16 protein-coding genes are annotated in these 20,076 nt (G+C 41.3%); 8 read left to right on the forward strand and 8 right to left on the reverse strand.

What is annotated here, in order from left to right:
• Genes ADG03_RS02560 through ADG03_RS02575 form a run of 4 tightly spaced genes read left to right on the forward strand, consistent with a single transcriptional unit; the run spans position 1 to position 4,563 of the window.
• Positions 1-1,311 (forward strand): HD domain-containing protein, encoded by a 1,311-nt coding sequence (locus ADG03_RS02560; RefSeq protein WP_013903868.1) that lies wholly within the window; start codon positions 1-3, stop codon positions 1,309-1,311.
• Complete coding sequence (gene yidA / locus ADG03_RS02565; RefSeq protein ID WP_049472437.1) at positions 1,301-2,107, forward strand: sugar-phosphatase; 807 nt, start codon at positions 1,301-1,303, stop codon at positions 2,105-2,107. Before ADG03_RS02560 ends, yidA begins: the two co-directional genes overlap by 11 nt.
• Before the next feature lie 3 nt (positions 2,108-2,110).
• Positions 2,111-3,322: an aminoacyltransferase gene (locus tag ADG03_RS02570; RefSeq protein WP_049472438.1), complete on the forward strand. Its 1,212-nt coding sequence runs from the start codon at positions 2,111-2,113 to the stop codon at positions 3,320-3,322.
• A gap of 5 nt (positions 3,323-3,327) precedes the next feature.
• Positions 3,328-4,563, forward strand: coding sequence for an aminoacyltransferase (locus ADG03_RS02575; RefSeq protein WP_049472439.1), 1,236 nt, complete (start codon positions 3,328-3,330; stop codon positions 4,561-4,563).
• An 83-nt stretch (positions 4,564-4,646) separates the two neighbouring features.
• Here the strand turns inward: ADG03_RS02575 and tpiA are convergent, their stop codons facing one another.
• The 4 genes from tpiA to ftsW all read right to left on the reverse strand — a co-directional run bounded on the left by tpiA (position 4,647) and on the right by ftsW (position 11,149).
• Positions 4,647-5,405 carry a triose-phosphate isomerase gene (tpiA, locus tag ADG03_RS02580; RefSeq protein ID WP_049472440.1) on the reverse strand — a complete coding sequence of 253 codons (759 nt, stop codon included), beginning with the start codon at positions 5,403-5,405 and terminating at the stop codon, positions 4,647-4,649.
• Between the two features lie 163 nt (positions 5,406-5,568).
• Positions 5,569-6,765 carry an elongation factor Tu gene (gene tuf, locus ADG03_RS02585; RefSeq protein WP_003008055.1) on the reverse strand — a complete coding sequence of 399 codons (1,197 nt, stop codon included), beginning with the start codon at positions 6,763-6,765 and terminating at the stop codon, positions 5,569-5,571.
• A gap of 278 nt (positions 6,766-7,043) precedes the next feature.
• The gene (gene ppc / locus ADG03_RS02590; RefSeq protein ID WP_049472453.1) at positions 7,044-9,869 is read right to left on the reverse strand and encodes a phosphoenolpyruvate carboxylase; all 2,826 of its coding nucleotides are present in this window, start codon (positions 9,867-9,869) and stop codon (positions 7,044-7,046) included.
• 38 nt (positions 9,870-9,907) lie between these two features.
• On the reverse strand, positions 9,908-11,149 hold the full coding sequence (gene ftsW / locus ADG03_RS02595) for a cell division peptidoglycan polymerase FtsW (RefSeq protein ID WP_045759674.1): 1,242 nt from the start codon (positions 11,147-11,149) through the stop codon (positions 9,908-9,910).
• A gap of 248 nt (positions 11,150-11,397) precedes the next feature.
• Between ftsW and ADG03_RS02600 the strand changes: the two genes are divergently transcribed.
• The 3 genes from ADG03_RS02600 to ADG03_RS02610 all read left to right on the forward strand — a co-directional run bounded on the left by ADG03_RS02600 (position 11,398) and on the right by ADG03_RS02610 (position 13,533).
• The gene (locus ADG03_RS02600) at positions 11,398-12,273 is read left to right on the forward strand and encodes a GH25 family lysozyme (protein WP_049472442.1); all 876 of its coding nucleotides are present in this window, start codon (positions 11,398-11,400) and stop codon (positions 12,271-12,273) included.
• 140 nt (positions 12,274-12,413) lie between these two features.
• Positions 12,414-12,887, forward strand: coding sequence for an aminoacyl-tRNA deacylase (locus tag ADG03_RS02605; protein WP_049472443.1), 474 nt, complete (start codon positions 12,414-12,416; stop codon positions 12,885-12,887).
• 22 nt (positions 12,888-12,909) lie between these two features.
• Positions 12,910-13,533, forward strand: coding sequence for a histidine phosphatase family protein (locus ADG03_RS02610; RefSeq protein WP_049472445.1), 624 nt, complete (start codon positions 12,910-12,912; stop codon positions 13,531-13,533).
• A gap of 36 nt (positions 13,534-13,569) precedes the next feature.
• Here the strand turns inward: ADG03_RS02610 and lysS are convergent, their stop codons facing one another.
• The 4 genes from lysS to ADG03_RS02630 form a co-directional block, all read right to left on the reverse strand.
• Positions 13,570-15,060: a lysine--tRNA ligase gene (gene lysS, locus ADG03_RS02615; RefSeq protein ID WP_003016025.1), complete on the reverse strand. Its 1,491-nt coding sequence runs from the start codon at positions 15,058-15,060 to the stop codon at positions 13,570-13,572.
• A 258-nt stretch (positions 15,061-15,318) separates the two neighbouring features.
• Positions 15,319-16,656: an ABC transporter permease gene (locus ADG03_RS02620; RefSeq protein ID WP_049472446.1), complete on the reverse strand. Its 1,338-nt coding sequence runs from the start codon at positions 16,654-16,656 to the stop codon at positions 15,319-15,321.
• The gene (locus tag ADG03_RS02625) at positions 16,656-17,351 is read right to left on the reverse strand and encodes an ABC transporter ATP-binding protein (RefSeq protein ID WP_049472448.1); all 696 of its coding nucleotides are present in this window, start codon (positions 17,349-17,351) and stop codon (positions 16,656-16,658) included. Before ADG03_RS02625 ends, ADG03_RS02620 begins: the two co-directional genes overlap by 1 nt.
• A complete protein-coding gene (locus ADG03_RS02630) occupies positions 17,335-18,492 on the reverse strand; it encodes an efflux RND transporter periplasmic adaptor subunit (protein WP_049472449.1) in 1,158 nt (385 codons plus the stop codon). Before ADG03_RS02630 ends, ADG03_RS02625 begins: the two co-directional genes overlap by 17 nt.
• Positions 18,493-18,671: 179 nt before the next feature.
• Between ADG03_RS02630 and gorA the strand changes: the two genes are divergently transcribed.
• Positions 18,672-20,021, forward strand: a complete 1,350-nt coding sequence (gene gorA, locus ADG03_RS02635; RefSeq protein WP_049472450.1) for a glutathione-disulfide reductase — start codon at positions 18,672-18,674, stop codon at positions 20,019-20,021.
• The last annotated feature ends 55 nt before the right edge of the window (positions 20,022-20,076 follow it).

The following is a 20,076-nucleotide window of genomic DNA, read 5'->3' on the forward strand; positions in this document are numbered from 1 at the left end:
ATGAATGAAAAAGTCTTTCGCGATCCCGTGCATGATTACGTTCATGTGGATCATCCCATCATTTATCAATTAATTAATAGTAAAGAATTTCAACGACTACGCCGCATCAAACAACTGGGGACATCTGGTTTTACCTTCCACGGTGGGGAGCATAGTCGTTTTTCTCACTGTCTTGGCGCCTATGAAATTTCAAGACGGATTCTGTCTATTTTTGAGGAAAAGTATGCAGAGCAATGGAATTCTGATGAAAACTTACTGACCATGACAGCCGCTCTTCTTCATGACATTGGACATGGTGCCTATTCTCATACCTTCGAAGGACTCTTTGGAACCGATCATGAAAAGATGACCCAGCTGATCATCACCAGTCCAGAGACGGAGGTCAATCAAATCCTCTTACAGGTAGCACCTGATTTCCCAAACCGTGTAGCCAGCGTCATTGATCATACCTATCCCAATAAACAAGTGGTGCAATTGATTTCTAGTCAAATTGATGTGGACCGGATGGATTATTTACTGCGGGATGCCTATTTTACGGGTGCTTCCTATGGAAAATTTGACTTGACCCGTATTTTGCGTGTCATTCGACCGATTGAAAATGGTATTGCCTTCCAACAAAATGGCATGCACGCTGTCGAGGATTACGTGGTCAGCCGTTACCAAATGTATATGCAGGTCTACTTCCACCCGGCTACTCGTGCCATGGAAGTCCTCCTTCAAAATCTACTCAAACGCGCTAGAACCATTTATCCAGATCAGAAAGAGTATTTTCAACTGACTTCACCTCGCTTGATTCCATTTTTTGAAGAAGAGGTCACCATTCAAGACTACCTAAATCTAGATGACGGTGTGATGAATACCTATTTCCAAGTCTGGATGGATAGCCCGGATACCATCCTGTCTGATCTTGCTCAGCGCTATATCAATCGGAAAGTCTTTAAGTCGATTCTATTTACAGAAGATAAGCGGAAAGACTTAGCAATCCTTGAAAAACTGATTAAAGAGGTTGGCTTTAATCCAACCTACTACACAGCTATTCATCAAAATTTTGACCTGCCTTACGATATTTATCGACCAGAGCTTGAAAAACCACGGACCCAGATCGAGATGATCCGAAAAGATGGGAGTCTCGCTGAATTGTCTCAGTTGTCTCCACTCGTCGCTGCTTTAGCAGGAACTCGCTATGGGGACAACCGCTTCTATTTTCCAAAAGAAATGCTGGAGGTTAATGGACTTTTCAGTAAGCAAGTAGAAGAATTCACTTCTTACATTACCAATGATTATTTTACAGGAGAGACGGATGTCCATTAAATTAGTTGCGATCGATATCGATGGTACACTCCTCAATTCAAAAAAAGAGATCACACCTTCCGTATTTGAAGCCATTCAAGATGCTAAAGCCGCAGGCGTTAAAATCGTGATCACAACCGGTCGTCCTATCGCAGGGGTCTCAAAACTTTTAAAAGAACTCCATTTGATGGATCCTGGAGACTATGTCATTACCTTTAATGGCGGTCTGGTGCAAGAAACTGCTACTGGAAAAGAACTCATCAAAGACCTTTTACATTATGAGGACTATCTCGATATCGAGTCTCTTGCTAACAAACTCCAAATCCACTCTCATGCTATTACTAAAGACGGCATCTATACCAGCAATCGCGATATCGGACGCTACACCATTCATGAATCTCAACTGGTCAATATGCCCCTTTATTACCGGACGCCTGAAGAAGTTCGAGAGAAAGAATTTGTCAAGGCCATGTATATCGATGAACCAGATATTCTGGATACTGCGATTGCAAAAATCCCAAAAGAATTTCAGGACCGCTTCACCATGGTCAAATCAGCCCCTTTTTATTTAGAAATTCTAGGAAAAACGACCAATAAGGGAGCTGCCGTTCTTCATCTAGCTGAACGACTTGGAATCCAGCAAGAAGAAACCATGGCTATCGGAGATGAGGAAAATGACCGTTCCATGCTAGAAGTCGTGGGACATGCTGTCGTTATGGAAAATGGCAATCCAGCTCTTAAAAAAATTGCTACAACTATTACCAAATCAAATGATGAATCTGGCGTTGCATACGCCATTAGAAAGTGGGTATTATAAGAAATGTACCATTACCAGCTAGGAATTTCTGCTAGTGAGCATGATGACTTTGTTATTCAGAGTGACCAAACCAATCTCTTACAAAGCAGCTCATGGGCAAAAATCAAAGATAATTGGGGAAATGAACGGGTTGGTTTTTATCAAGAAGACCAATTAGTCGCTGTTGCAAGCATCTTGATTCAACCCCTGCCACTTGGCTTTTCCATGCTCTACATTCCTCGAGGCCCCATCATGGATTACCAAAACAAGGAGCTGGTTTCATATGTGATCCAGTCCCTTAAAAAGATAGCCAAACAATACAAGGCCTTGTTTGTGAAATTTGATCCAAGTCTTTTCTTGAGTAAACAATTGATTGGACAAGAACAGACGCAAGCTCCTGCCGTGCAAGAAGTGATCGATACCCTAACAAAAGAAGGGATTGAATGGACTGGCCGAACCAGTGATATGGCAGAAAATATCCAACCACGCTTTCAAGCGAATATCCACAAAGAGTTTTTCACCGAGCAAGATCTTTCAAAATCTACTCGACAAGCCATCCGAACTGCTCGAAACAAAGGGATCCAAGTCCAATTTGGCGGGACTGAATTATTAGAGGACTTTGCTTCTCTCATGAAAAAGACTGAGGCACGTAAAAGCATTCATTTGCGTGGAAAAGACTACTACGAAAAACTACTCACAACCTACCAAGGACAATCCTACATTACTTTATCTACTCTAGATCTCGAGAAACGGAAAACCTCCCTTATAAAAAATCTTGAAAAAAACAAGGCTGAGGCTGAAAAATTCACAGAAAAAACAAAGCCTGGCAAGGTTGAGAATAACCAAAAAGAAAAAGAGCGTATAGAGGAAGAACTGCAATTTCTTGAACAGCATCTCCAAGCAGGTAGACAGGTCGTTCCTTTATCTGGGACCTTAACCCTTGAATTCGGTGGGACGTCTGAAAATGTTTATGCAGGGATGGATGAAGAATTCCGCCGTTACCAACCTGCTATCCTCACCTGGTATGAAACTGCCCAACACGCTTTCGACCGTGGTGCTTCTTGGCAAAATATGGGGGGCATTGAAAATTCACTCGATGGTGGTCTCTATCATTTCAAATCAAAATTTAATCCTGTCATTGAAGAATTTGTTGGGGAATTCAACCTCCCAACCAGTCCACTCTATCCACTTGTAAACAAAGTCTACAAGATCCGGAAAAAATTAAGGAGTAAATAAGTTACATGACTCTTACGACAATTTCAAAAGAAGAATTTACCTCATTTGCAAATACTGTCTCCCATCGCTCTTTTATCCAGTCTGCTGAAATGGCAGATCTGCTTGAAAAGCGAGGAAACACGGTCCAATTTATCGCTTGGAAACAAGAAGATCAATTCCAAGTGGCAGCGATCTTGTACAGTCTTCCTATGACAGGTGGTCTCCATATGGAAATCAATTCTGGCCCCCTTTACCAAGAGGAGGCTATGCTAGAACCCTTCTATGCAGCCTTAAAAGACTATGCGAAAGAAAATGGGGCTATTGAACTCGTTATTAAGCCCTATGATACCTATCAAACCTTTGACAGTGACGGAAATCCAACCAGTGAAGAGCAAACCCATTTTATGGATACCCTTAAAAACTTGGGCTATCAGCATGATGGTTTAACAACAGGTTATCCAGGTGGAGAAGGTGATTGGCATTATGTGAAAGATATGGAGGGCATCACCGAAAAAAATCTTCTCAAGAGCTTCAGTAAAAAAGGAAAGCCACTTGTCAAGAAAGCCAAATCTTTCGGTATTGAACTGAAACGATTAAACCGAGATGAACTGCAACTCTTTAAGGATATTACTTCCTCTACCAGTGACCGTCGCGACTATCAGGATAAGACCTTGGATTATTACCAAACTTTCTATGACAGTTTTGGCGACAAAGCAGATTTCATGATCGCAACACTGAACTTCCACCATTACTACACGAATCTTGAAAAAGACCAAGGAAAACTAGCACAGAAGATTGAAAAATTACAGAAAGATCTTGAAGTCAACCCCAATTCAGAGAAAAAACAAAATCAACTTCGTGAATTCTCTAGCCAGTTTGATACCTTTGAGGTGAGAAAGAAGGAAGCGAAAGAATATATAGAAAAATATGGAGATCAAGACGTCATTCTTGCAGGAAGCCTCTTCGTCTATATGCCACAAGAATCCACCTATTTATTCAGTGGCTCTTATACAGAATTTAATAAGTTCTATGCTCCTGCTGTTCTCCAAGAATATATGATGCTTGAAACCATCAAACGTGGTATCCCAAGATATAACTTCCTTGGTATTCAAGGAATCTTTGACGGGTCAGACGGTGTTCTTCGTTTCAAACAAAACTTCAACGGCTACATCGTACGTAAGATGGGGACCTTCCGTTATTACCCAAATCCTCTGAAATACAAACTGATTTCTCTCATTAAGAAACTATTAGGACGTTCCTAACTCAAAAGACCAGCTTTGAAGCTGGTCTTTTCTACTATAAAAAAGACAAAAAAGACGAGAAATCTCTCGCCTTTTAGATGTTATTATTTAACGAAGTCAAGCAATGCCAAGAAGCTTTCTGGATCAAGTGATGCACCACCCACAAGAGCTCCGTCAACGTCTGGACAAGCCATGTATTCAGCAACGTTTTCAGGTTTCACTGAACCACCGTATTGAACACGTACTTTATCAGCCACTTCTTGACCAAAGTCAGCAGCTACAACGTCACGAACAACTTTACACATTTTTTGTGCGTCATCTTGTGAAGCTGATTTACCAGTACCGATCGCCCAGATTGGTTCGTATGCGATAACTGTTGAAGCGACTTGTTCTGCAGTCAATCCAGCAAGAGCAGCTGAAACTTGAGCTCCTACGAATTCTGCTGCTTTACCAGCTTCGTAAGTTTCAAGGCTTTCACCACAACAGATGATTGGAAGCATACCGTTCGCAAAGATTGCTTTTGCTTTTTTGTTGATATCTTCATCAGTTTCATGGAAGTAGTCACGACGTTCTGAGTGACCGATAACAACGTAGTCAGTACCGATTTCTTTCAAAACTTGTGGGCTAGTTTCACCAGTGAAGGCACCAGCATTTTCAAAGTAAGTGTTTTGGGCAGCAACTTTAAGATTTGAACCTTTAGCAGCAGCAAGTACAGCTGTCAAGTCAACTGCAGGAGCTGCGATACCAGCTTCAACAAGGTCAGCTGAAGGAAGTTTTGATGCTACAGTTTCAACGAATGCTTTTGCTTCTTCTGGATTTTTGTTCATTTTCCAGTTACCAGCGATAAATGGTTTACGTGACATTTCACATACCTCTTTTTTCTAATTTTATACTACTATTTTACCATAATTTTCGTCATAATGAAAGGTTGCACAAGCTCATTTTACTTTTTACCAAAATAAAAACCCCGTCTTCACGGGGTTTTCTGTCTGTCTATATAATTGTTAATCTGGGAACTAGATCGAATTAAGCTTCGATTTCAGTAACCATACCTGAACCAACAGTACGTCCACCTTCACGGATTGAGAATGTAGTACCTTGTTCAACGGCGATTGGGTGGATCAACTCAACGTCGATAGTCACGTTATCACCAGGCATTACCATTTCAGTTCCAGCTGGAAGTTCGATAGATCCAGTTACGTCAGTTGTACGGAAGTAGAACTGTGGACGGTAGTTGTTGAAGAATGGAGTATGACGTCCACCTTCTTCTTTAGTAAGGATGTAAACTTCACCTTTGAATTTAGTGTGTGGGTTGATTGAACCTGGTTTAGCGATAACTTGTCCACGTTCGATTTCATCACGTTGGATACCACGAAGAAGCACACCAACGTTATCCCCTGCAAGACCTTCGTCAAGTTGTTTACGGAACATTTCAACACCAGTAACAACTGCTTTTTGGATTTCGTCTTTGATACCAACGATTTCGATTTCGTCGTTGACACGAACAACACCACGGTCGATACGTCCTGAAGCAACTGTACCACGTCCAGTGATTGAGAATACGTCTTCGACTGGAAGAAGCAATGGTTTGTCAGTATCGCGTTCTGGTTCTGGGATGTACTCATCAACAGTATCCATCAATTCCATGATGATGTCTTCATATTTAGAGTCACCTTCAAGAGCTTTAAGAGCTGAACCTTGGATAACTGGAAGGTCATCACCTGGGAAATCGTATTCTGAAAGAAGGTCACGGATTTCCATTTCAACCAATTCAAGCAATTCTTCATCGTCAACCAAGTCAACTTTGTTCATGAAGACGATCAAGTGTTTAACACCAACCTGACGTGAAAGAAGGATGTGTTCACGTGTTTGTGGCATTGGTCCGTCAGTTGAAGCTACTACAAGGATAGCTCCGTCCATTTGAGCGGCACCAGTGATCATGTTTTTAACGTAGTCCGCGTGTCCTGGAGCGTCGATGTGAGCGTAGTGACGTTTAGCAGTTTCGTACTCAACGTGTGCAGTGTTGATGGTGATACCGCGTTCGCGTTCTTCTGGAGCAGCATCGATAGACGCATAGTCTTTAGGTTGGTTAACTGATGAAGGCAAGCGACGTGCCAAAACAGTTGTGATTGCTGCAGTTAGGGTAGTTTTACCGTGGTCAACGTGTCCGATTGTACCGATGTTAACGTGCGGTTTACTACGATCGTATTTTTCTTTTGCCATTTGAGTAAAAGCCTCCAATAAAATATATTTTATAGATAGACAGTAGGCAATACAGTCTAACTTTCCTTACTATTCTATCGAATTTTAGATAAAATTGCAAGCCTTTTACCTATATTTTCTTAATTATTCCTCTTCTTTTCTTTTATTTATCCTCTTGCTGAAAGATCCTGATCTAGCTTTGAAAATTCTCATTTTAAATCTTCTATTTAAGCCATTACATACCTTTTGCTCCTTTGGGTACAGGGAATAAAAAAATCGGAACAGACGTTCCGATTTTTTTAACCTGAATTTCGTAATCCTGTAGCCACTCCATTGATCGTAATATGGATTAGCTTGTCTTGATTGGCTGGTAATTGGCCGGTCCGTTGACGTCGAATCAATTCTAACTGAATATAGTTCAAGACGTTAAAGTATGGCATCCGATAGTCCAAACTTTCTTTCAAATAAGGATTTTCAGCGAGCAACTCGTCTTGTTCCTCAATCATCAAGATGATGTCCTTGGTCAATTGCCATTCATGTAAGATAATTTGATAAATATTGCGCACTTCTTCTTCTTCACACAATTGGGCGTACTCAAAAGCAATGTCCATGTTGGCTTTGGATAAAACCATGTCCACATTTGACAAGAGAGATTGGAAGAAAGGCCAGTTTTTATACATATATCGAAGGGTTTCGATATTCTCAGGATCTTCATCGATAAATTCCTTAAAGCTAGAACCTACTCCGTACCAACCAGGGAACATCACTCGACTTTGTGACCAAGAGAAGACCCAAGGAATCGCACGCAAACCACCAATTTCTGTAATGGTCTTACGAGCAGCTGGACGTGAACCAATATTAAAGCTTGAAATTGCTTTGATCGGACTTGATTCAAAGAAGTAATCATAGAAGTACTCATTTCCAAAGACCAAATCACGATAGATATCGTAACTGCGATTCACGACTTTATCCATGACTTCCCCGAAACGATCAAACATAGAGAATGGACTCTTTTGTTCGGCAATCATTCGGTTAATGGTTGCAGAGACGAGCATCTCAAGGTTGTAGTAGGCAGCATCTTTATTTCCATATTTATTGCCGATCACTTCCCCTTGCTCGGTTAAGCGGATACGGTCATTAATGGATTTCAATGGTTGAGAAGTGATAGCTTCATAAGTAGGACCTCCACCACGACCAACAGTACCACCACGACCATGGAAGAAGGTAATCTTCACTCCAAACTCGTCACCGATAGCAGTCAATTGTTGTTGGGCTTTAAAGAGGGTCCAACAAGAAGACAAGTATCCACCATCTTTGTTGGAATCAGAGTAACCTAACATAATCTCTTGGTAGTTGTTCTTAGAAGCAATCCAACGTTTAGCGATTGGAAGAGACAAGTAACTTCTCATGGTTTCTTCTGAATGATCCAAGTCTTCGATCGTTTCAAACAAAGGCACGATTTGCACACGAGCTTTTTCCGTATCGACTAAGCCCACTTCTTTCAACATCACAGCCAATTCCAACATATCTGACACACTGGTTGCATGAGAAATGATGTTTTGACGAATGACTTCTTCTCCTAAACGATCCTTCAATTCACGGGCCGTTTGGAAAATCGCTAATTCTTTTTCAAGCAGTTCAGATTTTTCAGCATGAGTTGCTGATAAAATACGTGGATCTTCTAAAAGTTCTTTCAAGAGAACTTGACACTTTTCATCCTCTGATAAATCAGAATAGTGGTCATTAATCCCTGCTGATTTCAGCAATTCTGCCACACAGGCTTCATGTACACTCGAATCCTGGCGCATATCAATAGAGGCCAGATAGAATCCAAAAACATCGATAGCTTCTAGAAGTTCTGCAAACTCACCAGAAATTAAATACTCTGATTTGTTTTCTAACAAGGAATCTTTGATCTTTTCAAGGTCTTCTTTAAATTCTTGAGCTGATGCATAAGCTGGAGCTTCTTTCTCAGAAATTTTCTTTAAAGCTCCAGAGATACGATTGCCGATATAATCAGAAACTGGCCCTTGTTGATGAGCATTTGCTCCTAATAACCTCTCGACAGCATAACGATCTTCTCTGGTTTCTCCCACCATCGTCCATTCTTTTAAATTGACCAAAGTCTGGATCAATTTTGACTGGATATAGTGGAAAGCACGACGGTATGGTTCTTTTTCACGAAAGACGGATGTATCACTGGATAGGGCTGCCATTTCAGCTACTGCTTCACTTGTTTTAGAAAGACTCGTTGAAAGGGAGAAATGACGGTATAATTTAGAAATCTTTTCGATGTAATAGTTCAAAATGACTTCACTTTGAATAGTTGCTGAACGCTTCAAGGTCTCAGCTGTTACAAACGGATTCCCGTCTCGGTCTCCCCCAATCCACATGCCCATTGTGATCGGACGTGGTTGTTCAAGCTCTAATCCATGCTCTTTTGCCAAGCGTTTGTATTCCAACATAAGATTTGGAACAGCTTGTAAGAAAGAGCTATTGTAATATTCCATGACATTGGTGATCTCATTGGTAACCTTCAATTTTTTGTCACGAATCATATCCGTTTGCATCATGATTTCGATATTACAACGAAGATTGTTATACCACTTATTCTCATTCATTAAACCAGCTTTAACATCCCGGTGCTGACGAAGAAGAGCGTGAATATGATTGGTTAAATCCAGCATGGTTTTTCGTTGCACTTGAGTTGGATGGGCTGTTAAAACAGGTACAATATTGAGATTTTCAAGAATTTCTTGTGCATCTTCATTTTTCGCAACTTCTTTGATGGTTGAAGAAAGTTTTCCGAGGTATTCACCATCCACATTATTCAAATGATTGATTTCATAGGCCAAATCGACATCTTCTGAGATGTTAATCAAGAGTGGTAAAATGGCAAAATAACGTGAAATCACTGTCATTTCTTCATTTGTCAATTGTTCCACTATTTGATTCAACTCACGATAGTTCTGTGTTTTTGATAGATCCTTCAACTGCCTAATTTTATCAAAGGTTTCCGGACGAACCAAATTTTTCGTAATATCATCTAATAAATTGGTTAAGATTTCGGCTTCTTCTTTGATAATATCTTTATTTGTGAAGTTCTCTAATTTTTGTAAGACCATTTTTTCTCCTTTTTGAATAGCCATTTAACAATTCCCTTTTAATAATAAGGTTTGATTTTACCTTTTTCTTCAAAAACCATGCCTTCTTGTTCCATCTTAGCCCGTTTTTCACTAGCGTCGATATTCAAAACGAAAGCAATCGCTACGGATAAGACCCATAAGCTATTTCCCCCTTGGGATAAGAAGGGGAAGGTCACTCCTGTAGACGGAATCAAACCAGAAATTCCTCCGATGTTAATGAAGGTTTGCACTAAGATCATCCCACCGATTCCAATGGCCATCATCGAATTAAAAGGATTCTTTGCTCGAATACCGACTAAAATGATCCGAAGAATTAAGAAGAATAGGAGAGCAAGGATCAAGCTAGCTCCAACAAAACCTAATTCTTCAATCACGATCGCAAACACAAAATCTGTGTGCGCTTCTGGTAAGTAACCTTGTTTTTCAATGGAATTTCCAAGCCCCAAGCCAAACCAACCACCATTACTCATGGCATAGTAGGAATTGGCTAATTGGTGTCCTGCACCAGACAAGTCATTAAAGGGATTAAAGAAGGCACTAAAACGTTTGGCCACATAACCAAAGACAGGAATTTTAGCGACACGGTCCACACCGATGATCCATATTGAACCAAGGACAATGGTGGATGCTCCAACAACTAAACCAAGTAAAGAGGTAAACCAACGGTAGCCCACTCCACTAGCCGTAATCATGATCAAGACCGTTAAGGCCAAGATCGTCGCATTTCCCAAGTCCGGCATAATCACAACGATTCCAATCAGAATCAAGGTCAGCCAACGCCAATCGTTTAAATTCCTTGGAATCCATTCATTGTGGGTCAAGGCTTGATAATCATAATCGCGTATCTCGTCTTGTCGTTTAGAAAAGATCAAGGCTAGATACCAGACTAAGATCACCTTGAGGTATTCAGCCGGCTGGATACTAAAGCCTCCAGGAATCGTCAACCAACCGTGAGCTCCATTGACGGTATCTGTGATAAACCTAGACAAAATCAACAAAATCACTTCAGCAAAAATGACAACAGCCAGTACTTTTTTATTTCGAAGGAAATCTAAGCTAAATTTATAAATCAAGGCGATGGTTAGGAGACTTAGGATGAAAAAGAGCCCCTGTGTCCGGACCATCCGAATCGAACTCACTCCACTTTGAATTGCCAAGGCACTTGTTGTAGAATAGACAACAATCAAGCCAATGATGGATAAAATCAAATAGGGAATGAGAATGGAATAATTTAAAAGATGTCTTTTTTCAATTTTCATAATTCACCATATTCCTAATGTTCAACCTTCATTATATCATTTTTAAGAAGCAAAACCAAGGAAAGGCCAGAAAAGATTCGGCTTCTTCCCTATTTTCAAGAAATATTCTGATCATTCTTCTTATTTTCATATATTTTTATCCTTTTTCGATGAAAAGATTCCTTTTTTTTGAAAATAATGGCTGAAATCAGCATCTTTTAAGCATTAAGTTTTGCCTTTTCGTTTTTTTTACGGTAAAATGTTTCTGTATGAGAAAAAGGATAAAACCCGTTGTTCTCTTAGTCTTTTTTATCGGTATCATTTCTTTTCTCGTTCTTTCACGAACGATTGCCGATCTTCAAGCCAGAGAGCGACAAGAAACAACTAAAACCATTCCGAACTCCAATACACCTCGAAAAACAACTACTGCAAGCTCTTCTTCTAAAAAAGAAGAAGACATCAATCCAGAACTGGTTGGCCGCCCGATCATTGATATCTCAGGCTGGCAATTGCCTAGTGAAATTGATTACGATGTCCTCTCCCAAAATGTGGGAGGTGTGATCGTTCGTGTCCATAGTGGGGCTCAAGCTAAAAAGGAAAATGCAGCAACCTACTTAAATGGTCTGGATAAATCTTTTAAAACCCATATCCAAGAATTCCAAAAACGAAATATCCCTGTCGCAGTCTATGCTTATGTCGCTGCTAAGGATAAAAAAGAAATGGAAAAAGAAGCAGAGGAATTTTACAAGGCTGCTTCTCCTTACAAACCGACCTACTATTGGTTAGACGTTGAGGAAAAAACCATGAAGGATATGAATGCAGGCGTTGAAGCTTTCCGAGCAAAACTACAAGCTTTGGGTGCAAAAAATATTGGACTCTATATCGGAACTTACTTCATGGAAGAACATAGTATCTCCACTGATAAATTTACGGCTCTTTGGATTCCTACTTATGGATTTGATGATGGCTACTATAATGCCGCGCCAGATACCAACACGGAATACGACTTGCATCAATATACCTCTCAAGGGCAATTAAATGGATTCTCACACTACTTGGATCTCAACCAAATTGCTCCGACGCAAGACCAAGAAGCGATTTATCGGAAACTTTTCAAAGTACAAAAAGATGGCTCTTCCTCATAGCCTTAAAACAGCAGATCAAGTGATCTTCACTTTTTCTGCTGTTTTCTATTTTTAAGGAGAAGACAATATCGTCGCTATTATATGTTATAATGGTCTAATGAAATCTGATTTTGTAGAGAAAAAGAGAAAAGGAGAAAGCCATGGCAAAAAAAAATAAAGTGAAAAAAACCTTGGTCGAGCAGATCTTGACTAAAGCAAAAATCGAGCACACAGGCTTACAAATCAACGCTTTAGAAGGGATCTTACCAGAAGGGATTGATCGCTCTACTATTTTCAAAACCCTAGCTCTCAAAGGAGATAAAACGGGTCCTGTGATTGGGATCATTCCTATTACGGAACATCTTTCAGAGAAAAAATTGGCCAAATTATCGGGAAATAAGAAAGTGGCTATGATTCCTCAAAAGGATCTTGAAAAGACAACAGGTTATATTCATGGGGCCAATAATCCGGTGGGCATTCGTCAAAAGCATCCTTTCCCAATCTTTATCGATGAATCAGCCCTTCAGTTAGAGAGCATGATCGTATCTGCTGGGGAAATCGGCCATAGTATTCAAATCAAACCACAACTTCTAGCAGACTTCGTACAAGCGACTTTTGCAGATATTTTAGAATAATGACAGAGAAGGAGACAAGATTGTGAAACTATATTTTATTCGACACGGACGGACAGAATGGAATGAAGAAGGACGTTTTCAGGGATCAAATGGCGATTCTCCGCTGTTACCGGCCTCTATTCATCAGCTTGAAAAATTAGGAAAGCACCTAGCTACTGTTCCTTTTGATGCAGCCTTTGCAAGTGATCTGCCACGAACAGTCCATACCGCACAGATCATCCTCGATCAATTGGAGACACCTATAGAATTGCAAGCAACGCCTGCTCTTCGTGAGTGGAATTTGGGAAAATTGGAAGGTGCTAAAATTTCTACCATTTCCGCTATCTATCCCCAACAAATGGATGCCTTTCGCCATAACCTAGCCCGCTTTCAAAATGAAATCTTTGATGCAGAATCTGTCTATGAAACGACCAAACGTACCTGTGATTTTGTAAAAAGCCTGAAAGGAAAAGAGCTCGATACTGTTCTCATCGTTGGACATGGGGCTAATTTGACAGCTTCTATTCGAACCTTGCTCGGTTATGAAACAGGAGAACTCCGCAAAAATGGCGGACTAGATAATGCCAGCGTGACGATTCTGACAACAGATGATTTTGAGCATTATCACTTAGATACTTGGAACGACACCTCTTATATGGAAGACTAAAAAACACTGATCTTGCGATCAGTGTTTTCTTTTAGCTTATTTCATAGTTGGGAAGAGAAGGACGTCGCGAATTGTTGTTACATTGGTCAACAACATAACGAGACGGTCAATACCAATTCCAAGTCCACCTGTTGGTGGCATACCATATTCAAGGGCTTCAACATAGTCATAGTCGATGCCTGTAGCTTCGTCATCTCCCAATTCTTTCGCACGCGCTTGCGCTTCAAACCGTTGTAATTGATCGATCGGATCATTCAATTCCGTGAAGGCATTGGCATACTCTTTGGTCATGATGAAGAGTTCGAAACGGTCAGTGAAGCGTGGATCTTCTGGATTTTTCTTAGCCAAAGGTGACACTGCTACTGGGTGACCGTAAACAAAAGTTGGTTGTGTCAAGGTTTCTTCAACGAATTCTTCGAAGAAGGCATTGATAATTTGTCCCACTTCTGTGTAGTGTTTTTCAACCGGTACATGTTTTTCGTTTGCAAGTGCTACAGCTTCTTCAAAGGTCATGTCTTGCCAGAAGTCAACACCTGTGATTTCTTTGATCGCATCCACCATGTGAACCCGTTTGAATGGTTCATTGATTTTAATTTCTGTTCCTTGGTAGTCGATTGGACCATCACCATGGACTGCTTTCGCAGCATGTTGGATAATGCCTTCTGTTAAGTCCATGATATCGTGGAAGTCAGCGTAAGCTTGGTAGACTTCGATAGAAGTGAATTCAGGGTTGTGAGTAGCATCCATTCCTTCGTTACGGAAGATCCGTCCGATTTCATAAACGCGTTCCATCCCACCAACAATCAAACGTTTCAAGTGGAGCTCAGTCGCGATACGAAGCACCATATCAATGTTTTGTGCATTGTGGTGAGTGATAAATGGTTTAGCAGCCGCACCACCAGCTTCATTGTGAAGCACTGGTGTTTCCACTTCAAGGAATCCTTGACCATCTAAATAACGACGGATTTCAGAGATGATTTTTGAACGGGTTACAAAGCGTTCGAAGCTTTCACGGTTTGAAATCAAATCCAAATAACGTTTGCGATAGATGGTTTCAACATCTGAAAGTCCGTGGAATTTTTCAGGCAAGGGACGAAGGGCTTTTGACAAGTGAGTGATATGAGTTGCTTTAATCGAAAGTTCACCCATATCTGTGCGCATGATTTCCCCTTCAACACCAAGGAAATCACCAAGGTCTGCTTTTTTGAAGATCTCGTAGTTTTCTTCTCCAACTGCATCCTTACGAACGTAGATCTGAATTTGACCTTCACGGTCTTGAAGATGGGCAAAGCCAACCTTTCCTTTTCCACGTTTTGTTACAAGACGACCGGCAATAATAGCTGTTTCGTTCAAGTCGTGGAGTTGTTCTTTATCTAATTCTGAATATTTTTCTTTTAATTGACCTGAATTTGCAGTACGTTCGAATCGTTTCCCAAATGGATCGATTCCTTGTTCACGAAGGGCCGCCATTTTCTCACGACGGACAATCTGCTGGTCATTCAATTCTTCCATATGTTCAGTAGTCATTTGGAACCTCCTAAGTTATTCTCCCCTATTCTATCATATTTAGACCAGAAATTCACTAATATTTACCAATTAAACAAAAATAAGATGGAAGAAAAAATGCAGCTTCTTGAATGAATACTCAAAAACATCTGAAGACAGTCGTTGACTACCTAAATAGCTTGACCTGTATAAGACAATATGATTAAAAAGGGTTCGACAAAAGTACAAAAAAGGAGCGTGGTGAATCCTGAACCATTCATCCTGACCCGCTCCTATTTTTTATTCATAACGCAGTGCTTCGATAGGGTTTAACTTAGAAGCCTTATTCGCTGGTAAAATTCCAAAGATGATGCCTACAAAAGCAGAGAAAATAATACTGCCGATAGCGACATTTAAGGAAATAATCGGCGGTCCTTCTAGGGAGGCTGCTGCGAGTGTAGTAATCAAGCTATTCACACCATAAGCAAGACCAAGTCCAATCAGCCCACCAATGATGGTCAAGACCATCGACTCAATCAAAAATTGAACCAAAATCTTACCTCGGGTTGCTCCCAATGCTTTGCGAAGTCCAATTTCTCTCGTCCGCTCAGTGACAGAAACCAACATGATATTCATGACTCCAATCCCACCAACGAGAAGGGAGATTCCTGCAATCGCTCCGATGACTGATGTCATAATTCCTACTACTTTATTGGTTTCCTCTAGGATGCTATCCAAATTAAAGATTTGGAATTCTCCTTGGCGAACACCTGAAAGCTCTGTTAGCTTTTGAGCAGCTTCGATCCCAACAGATTTGATTTCTTTCACATTCGGTACATGGACGACAATATTTTGAATTTCATCCGTTCCGAATTCAGAGGCGAGTTGAGTATTGGCCATCAAGGCACTTCCGCCTGAAGAAGCTCCATAGAGGGCTGTCCCTGCATTTGGATCCTTGAAAATACCAACGACGCGATAATTGTTGTCTCCAACAGAGACCACCTGATTCAGTGGATTCTCCGTTCCAAATAATTGTTGAGCCAATCCTTCATCAAGGAGCACCACCCGTGAGAAATTACTATAGTCTGAAGGGGTTAATTTTCGCCCAGATAAGAGCTCAACCTTTTTGACAGAAAAATAGGTTTCATTTACCCCTTGGATGTTCACTCCGTCTGCTTTTTTCTTTTGAAAAGCAATGGTTGCATTGGAGGTATTGCCAACATAGTAACCATCGATGCCTTGAATTTTGGTTAATTCCTTGACCCAAGATTCTTGCACAACTGGAGGGGCTTCTTGGACTTGACCATCAACATCTTCAGCGTTTTCCCCATCAATATCTGATGGAGCAGCCATCCCTCGGTCTTCAGCTGCAGGGCCACTTTCGCCTCCTCCTTCTCCCGTATCTTCAGAAGGGCCAATATTGATTCCTGTCACATAGCCACTCTTGTTGGGAGAATAAGAGATTTGTACATACTCTTGGTCCTTGGTAAATGTCTTGGTGACACCAGCTTTCATACCATCTCCCAGAGCCATGATGACAACCACAGAAGCAACCCCAATAATGATCCCCACCATGGTCAAGAAAGACCGTAATTTATGACTCATAATCGAGCTGATCGCAAATTTCCAATTTTGCATTAGGTCCTCCCTTCCAGCTTGCTATCCGAGGAGATCACTCCATCACGAATGACGATGCGACGATGCGCAAAGGCTGCAATTTCTGGCTCGTGCGTAACCATAATAATGGTTTTTCCTTCTTGGTTTAGCTTGGTTAACAAGTCCATTATCTGCTCCCCCGTCTTGGTATCTAGGGCACCAGTCGGCTCATCTGCTAAGACGATGGCTGGCTGATTGACCAGGGCTCGAGCAATCGCAACCCGCTGTTTTTGACCTCCTGAGAGCTCTGAAGGCAAATGGTGCATGCGAGAATGGAGCTCTACCTTTTCAAGGTACTGCTCAGCTAATTCCTTCCGTTTAGCAGGATGAACTCCTGCATAAATGAGAGGCAGTTCTACATTTTGAAAGGCATTGAGCTTAGAGAGAAGAAAGAATTGTTGAAAGACAAAACCGATCTGTTCATTTCGAACACGCGCTAATTTTTTCTCACTGAGATTTCCAACTTCCTGACCTTCTAGGAAATACTCTCCACTGGTCGGTCGGTCCAACAAGCCAATGACGTTCATCAAGGTCGATTTCCCTGAGCCCGATGGACCCATAATGGCCACAAATTCTCCCTCTTCGACTTCTAAATCGATGTCTTTTAAGACCCGAAGTTCCTGATCCCCATTTTTATAGGTTTTATTGATTCCTTTTAGTTCAATCAATTTTGTCATATTTTCCGATCTCTTTTCCATCTTCCAGTTTCTCATTAGGATTCACAATAACTTGAGCATCTTTCTTCAAGCCTGACAAGATTTCCTGGTTTTCAGCATCGGCGTTACCAAGCGTCACTTTTACTTTCTTAGCCTTGCCATTTTCGACCGTCCATACATAACTCGTATCCCCATCAGCCATGACACTTGTCACGGGAACAAGGGGATGTTGAGTAGAACTTTTGACTTCAATATTGACAGAAAAGCCTTGTTTGAGTTCCCCAATCTCACTGGTAATATCCACTGTAAATGGGTACTTGGCTCCACCGCTTCCTTGTGTTCCACCTGCTGCATTGGCACCTGCTTGACCCGCGTCGGTCGGATAGTTGGCTACATAAGAAATCTTGCCTGTCCAGGTTTTATCCGGATAAACCTTGGAAGTGAGGACCACTTCCTGACCTTCAGAGATATTGGCCAAATTGTATTCAGACAACTCCCCTTTGACTTGTAAATTCCCGTTGCTCACAATGTGAACCAGAGTTTGGTTGGTCCCTGTAGTCGATTTTGAAACATCTTTATTGACTTCGACCACGGTACCATCTGTATTACTCCTAACTGTTGTCGCATCCAGAAGAGCCTTAGCCTTGTTCATATTATCGACCGCATCCGACTTGGCATCTCGTAAATCGCTAGCTTGAGAATCAACTGTTCGTTGGGTCTGAGAAGCTGATTTGGCATCTGCTTCTTCATCACCTGTCGTATCAATGGTCACACCATTTGTCAGTAAGTCATTTAACTGACGATCTGCCTTATTGACAGCACGAACGGCTGCATCATAAGCTGTTTGGGCCTCTGTACTGCTATACTGAACAATTGGCTGACCGGCCGTCACTTGATCTCCTACATTGACCAAAATCGATTGCAAATCCCCTTTTGTTCCATCAAAATAGACATACTGTTCCTGGTTGGCAGTGACTTTCCCAGTTAACAAGACTGAAGAAGCGATCGATCCATCCTTGACCGTTTGCACCATTGGAGTTTCTTTCGTGATTGCTTGATCAGGTGTATTTGGGTGCGAAAACATCATCACACTTCCTGTTCCAATCACCACAATTGCTACACCTGCAGCTGTAAATAGTTGCCATTTTTTCAATTTCTTCATCGTTTTTCTCCATCAAAGAAAGCGTTTTATTCTATACCATAGTATACCATATTTCCTTACTTTTCTATCTAAAATTGACACGGCAAAATGAAATTTAAATGCTTGGTAACATGCTAAACCCTTGACTTTTGTAACAGTTGATATTACAATCAAACTGAAATCCCATTTAGGAGGAAAACATGAAAGAATTTGATATTATTTCAATTGGTGGAGGTAGTGGAGGAATCGCTACCATGAACCGGGCTGGGGAGCACGGAGCGCGCGCTGCTGTCATTGAAGAAAAACAATTGGGTGGCACCTGTGTCAACAGAGGATGTGTGCCTAAAAAGATTATGTGGTATGGTGCACAAATTGCAGAAGCTATTCGCGCTTATGGACCAGACTATGGATTTACTTCTGAACAAACAAGATTTGATTTTGCAACCTTAAGAAAAAATCGCGAAGCCTATATTGATCGTTCCCGTAATTCCTATGATGGCAGTTTCAAGCGAAATGGAGTTGAACGAATTGAAGGACGTGCCCGTTTTGTGGATGCTCATACGGTTGAGGTAAATGGAGAAACCATTAAGGCTAAGCATATCGTGATTGCGACCGGTGCCCATCCTTTTATCCCTTCTGTTCCTGGAGCTGAATTTGGCGAAACTTCTGATGATGTCTTTGCTTGGGAAGAACTCCCTACATCTGTTGCCATTATCGGGGCTGGCTACATCGCGGTGGAACTAGCTGGTGTGCTCCACCATTTAGGAGTCCAAACAGACCTCTTCATCCGAAGAGATCGGGTTTTACGTAGTTTTGATTCCTACATTGTCGATGGCTTAATGGAAGAAATGGAAAAACAAAACCTTCCGCTTCACAAACATGAGGTTCCCATGAAGCTTGAAAAATTAGAAGACGGTCGTGTGAAGATTTATTTTGAGGATATGACCAGCCACGTGGCAGATCATGTTATCTGGGCAACAGGGCGAAAACCAAACGTCCAGGATCTCAATCTAGAAGCTACAGGCGTCACCTTAAATGAAAAAGGATTCATTGCAGTGGATGAATACCAGAATACAGTTATTCCAGGAATCTATGCTCTTGGGGATGTTACAGGAGAAAAAGAATTAACCCCTGTCGCTATTAAAGCTGGACGCACTCTTTCTGAACGACTATTCAATGGAAAAGTCAATGCCAAAATGGATTATACAAACATCCCAACCGTTGTCTTTTCTCACCCTGCTATTGGAACCGTTGGCCTAACGGAGGAAGAAGCCCAGCAAACTTATGGTAAAGAGAATATCAAAGTCTATACTTCTCAATTTGCTTCCATGTACACCGCTGTTACCCAACACCGCCAGCAAGCAAAATTCAAACTCATCACTGCTGGTCCCGAAGAAAGGGTCGTTGGCCTTCATGGTCTTGGCTACGGAGTCGATGAAATGATCCAAGGATTTGCAGTTGCTATCAAGATGGGAGCGACAAAAGCCGATTTCGACGCAACCGTCGCCATTCACCCAACCGGATCCGAAGAATTTGTGACAATGAGATAAAAAATAAGAGGCTGGGACAAAAGTCCTAGCCTCTCAATTGTTTTTGGATTGTCGA

The organism is Streptococcus parasanguinis (assembly GCF_001069785.1).
In the GTDB taxonomy this organism is placed as follows: domain Bacteria; phylum Bacillota; class Bacilli; order Lactobacillales; family Streptococcaceae; genus Streptococcus; species Streptococcus parasanguinis_T.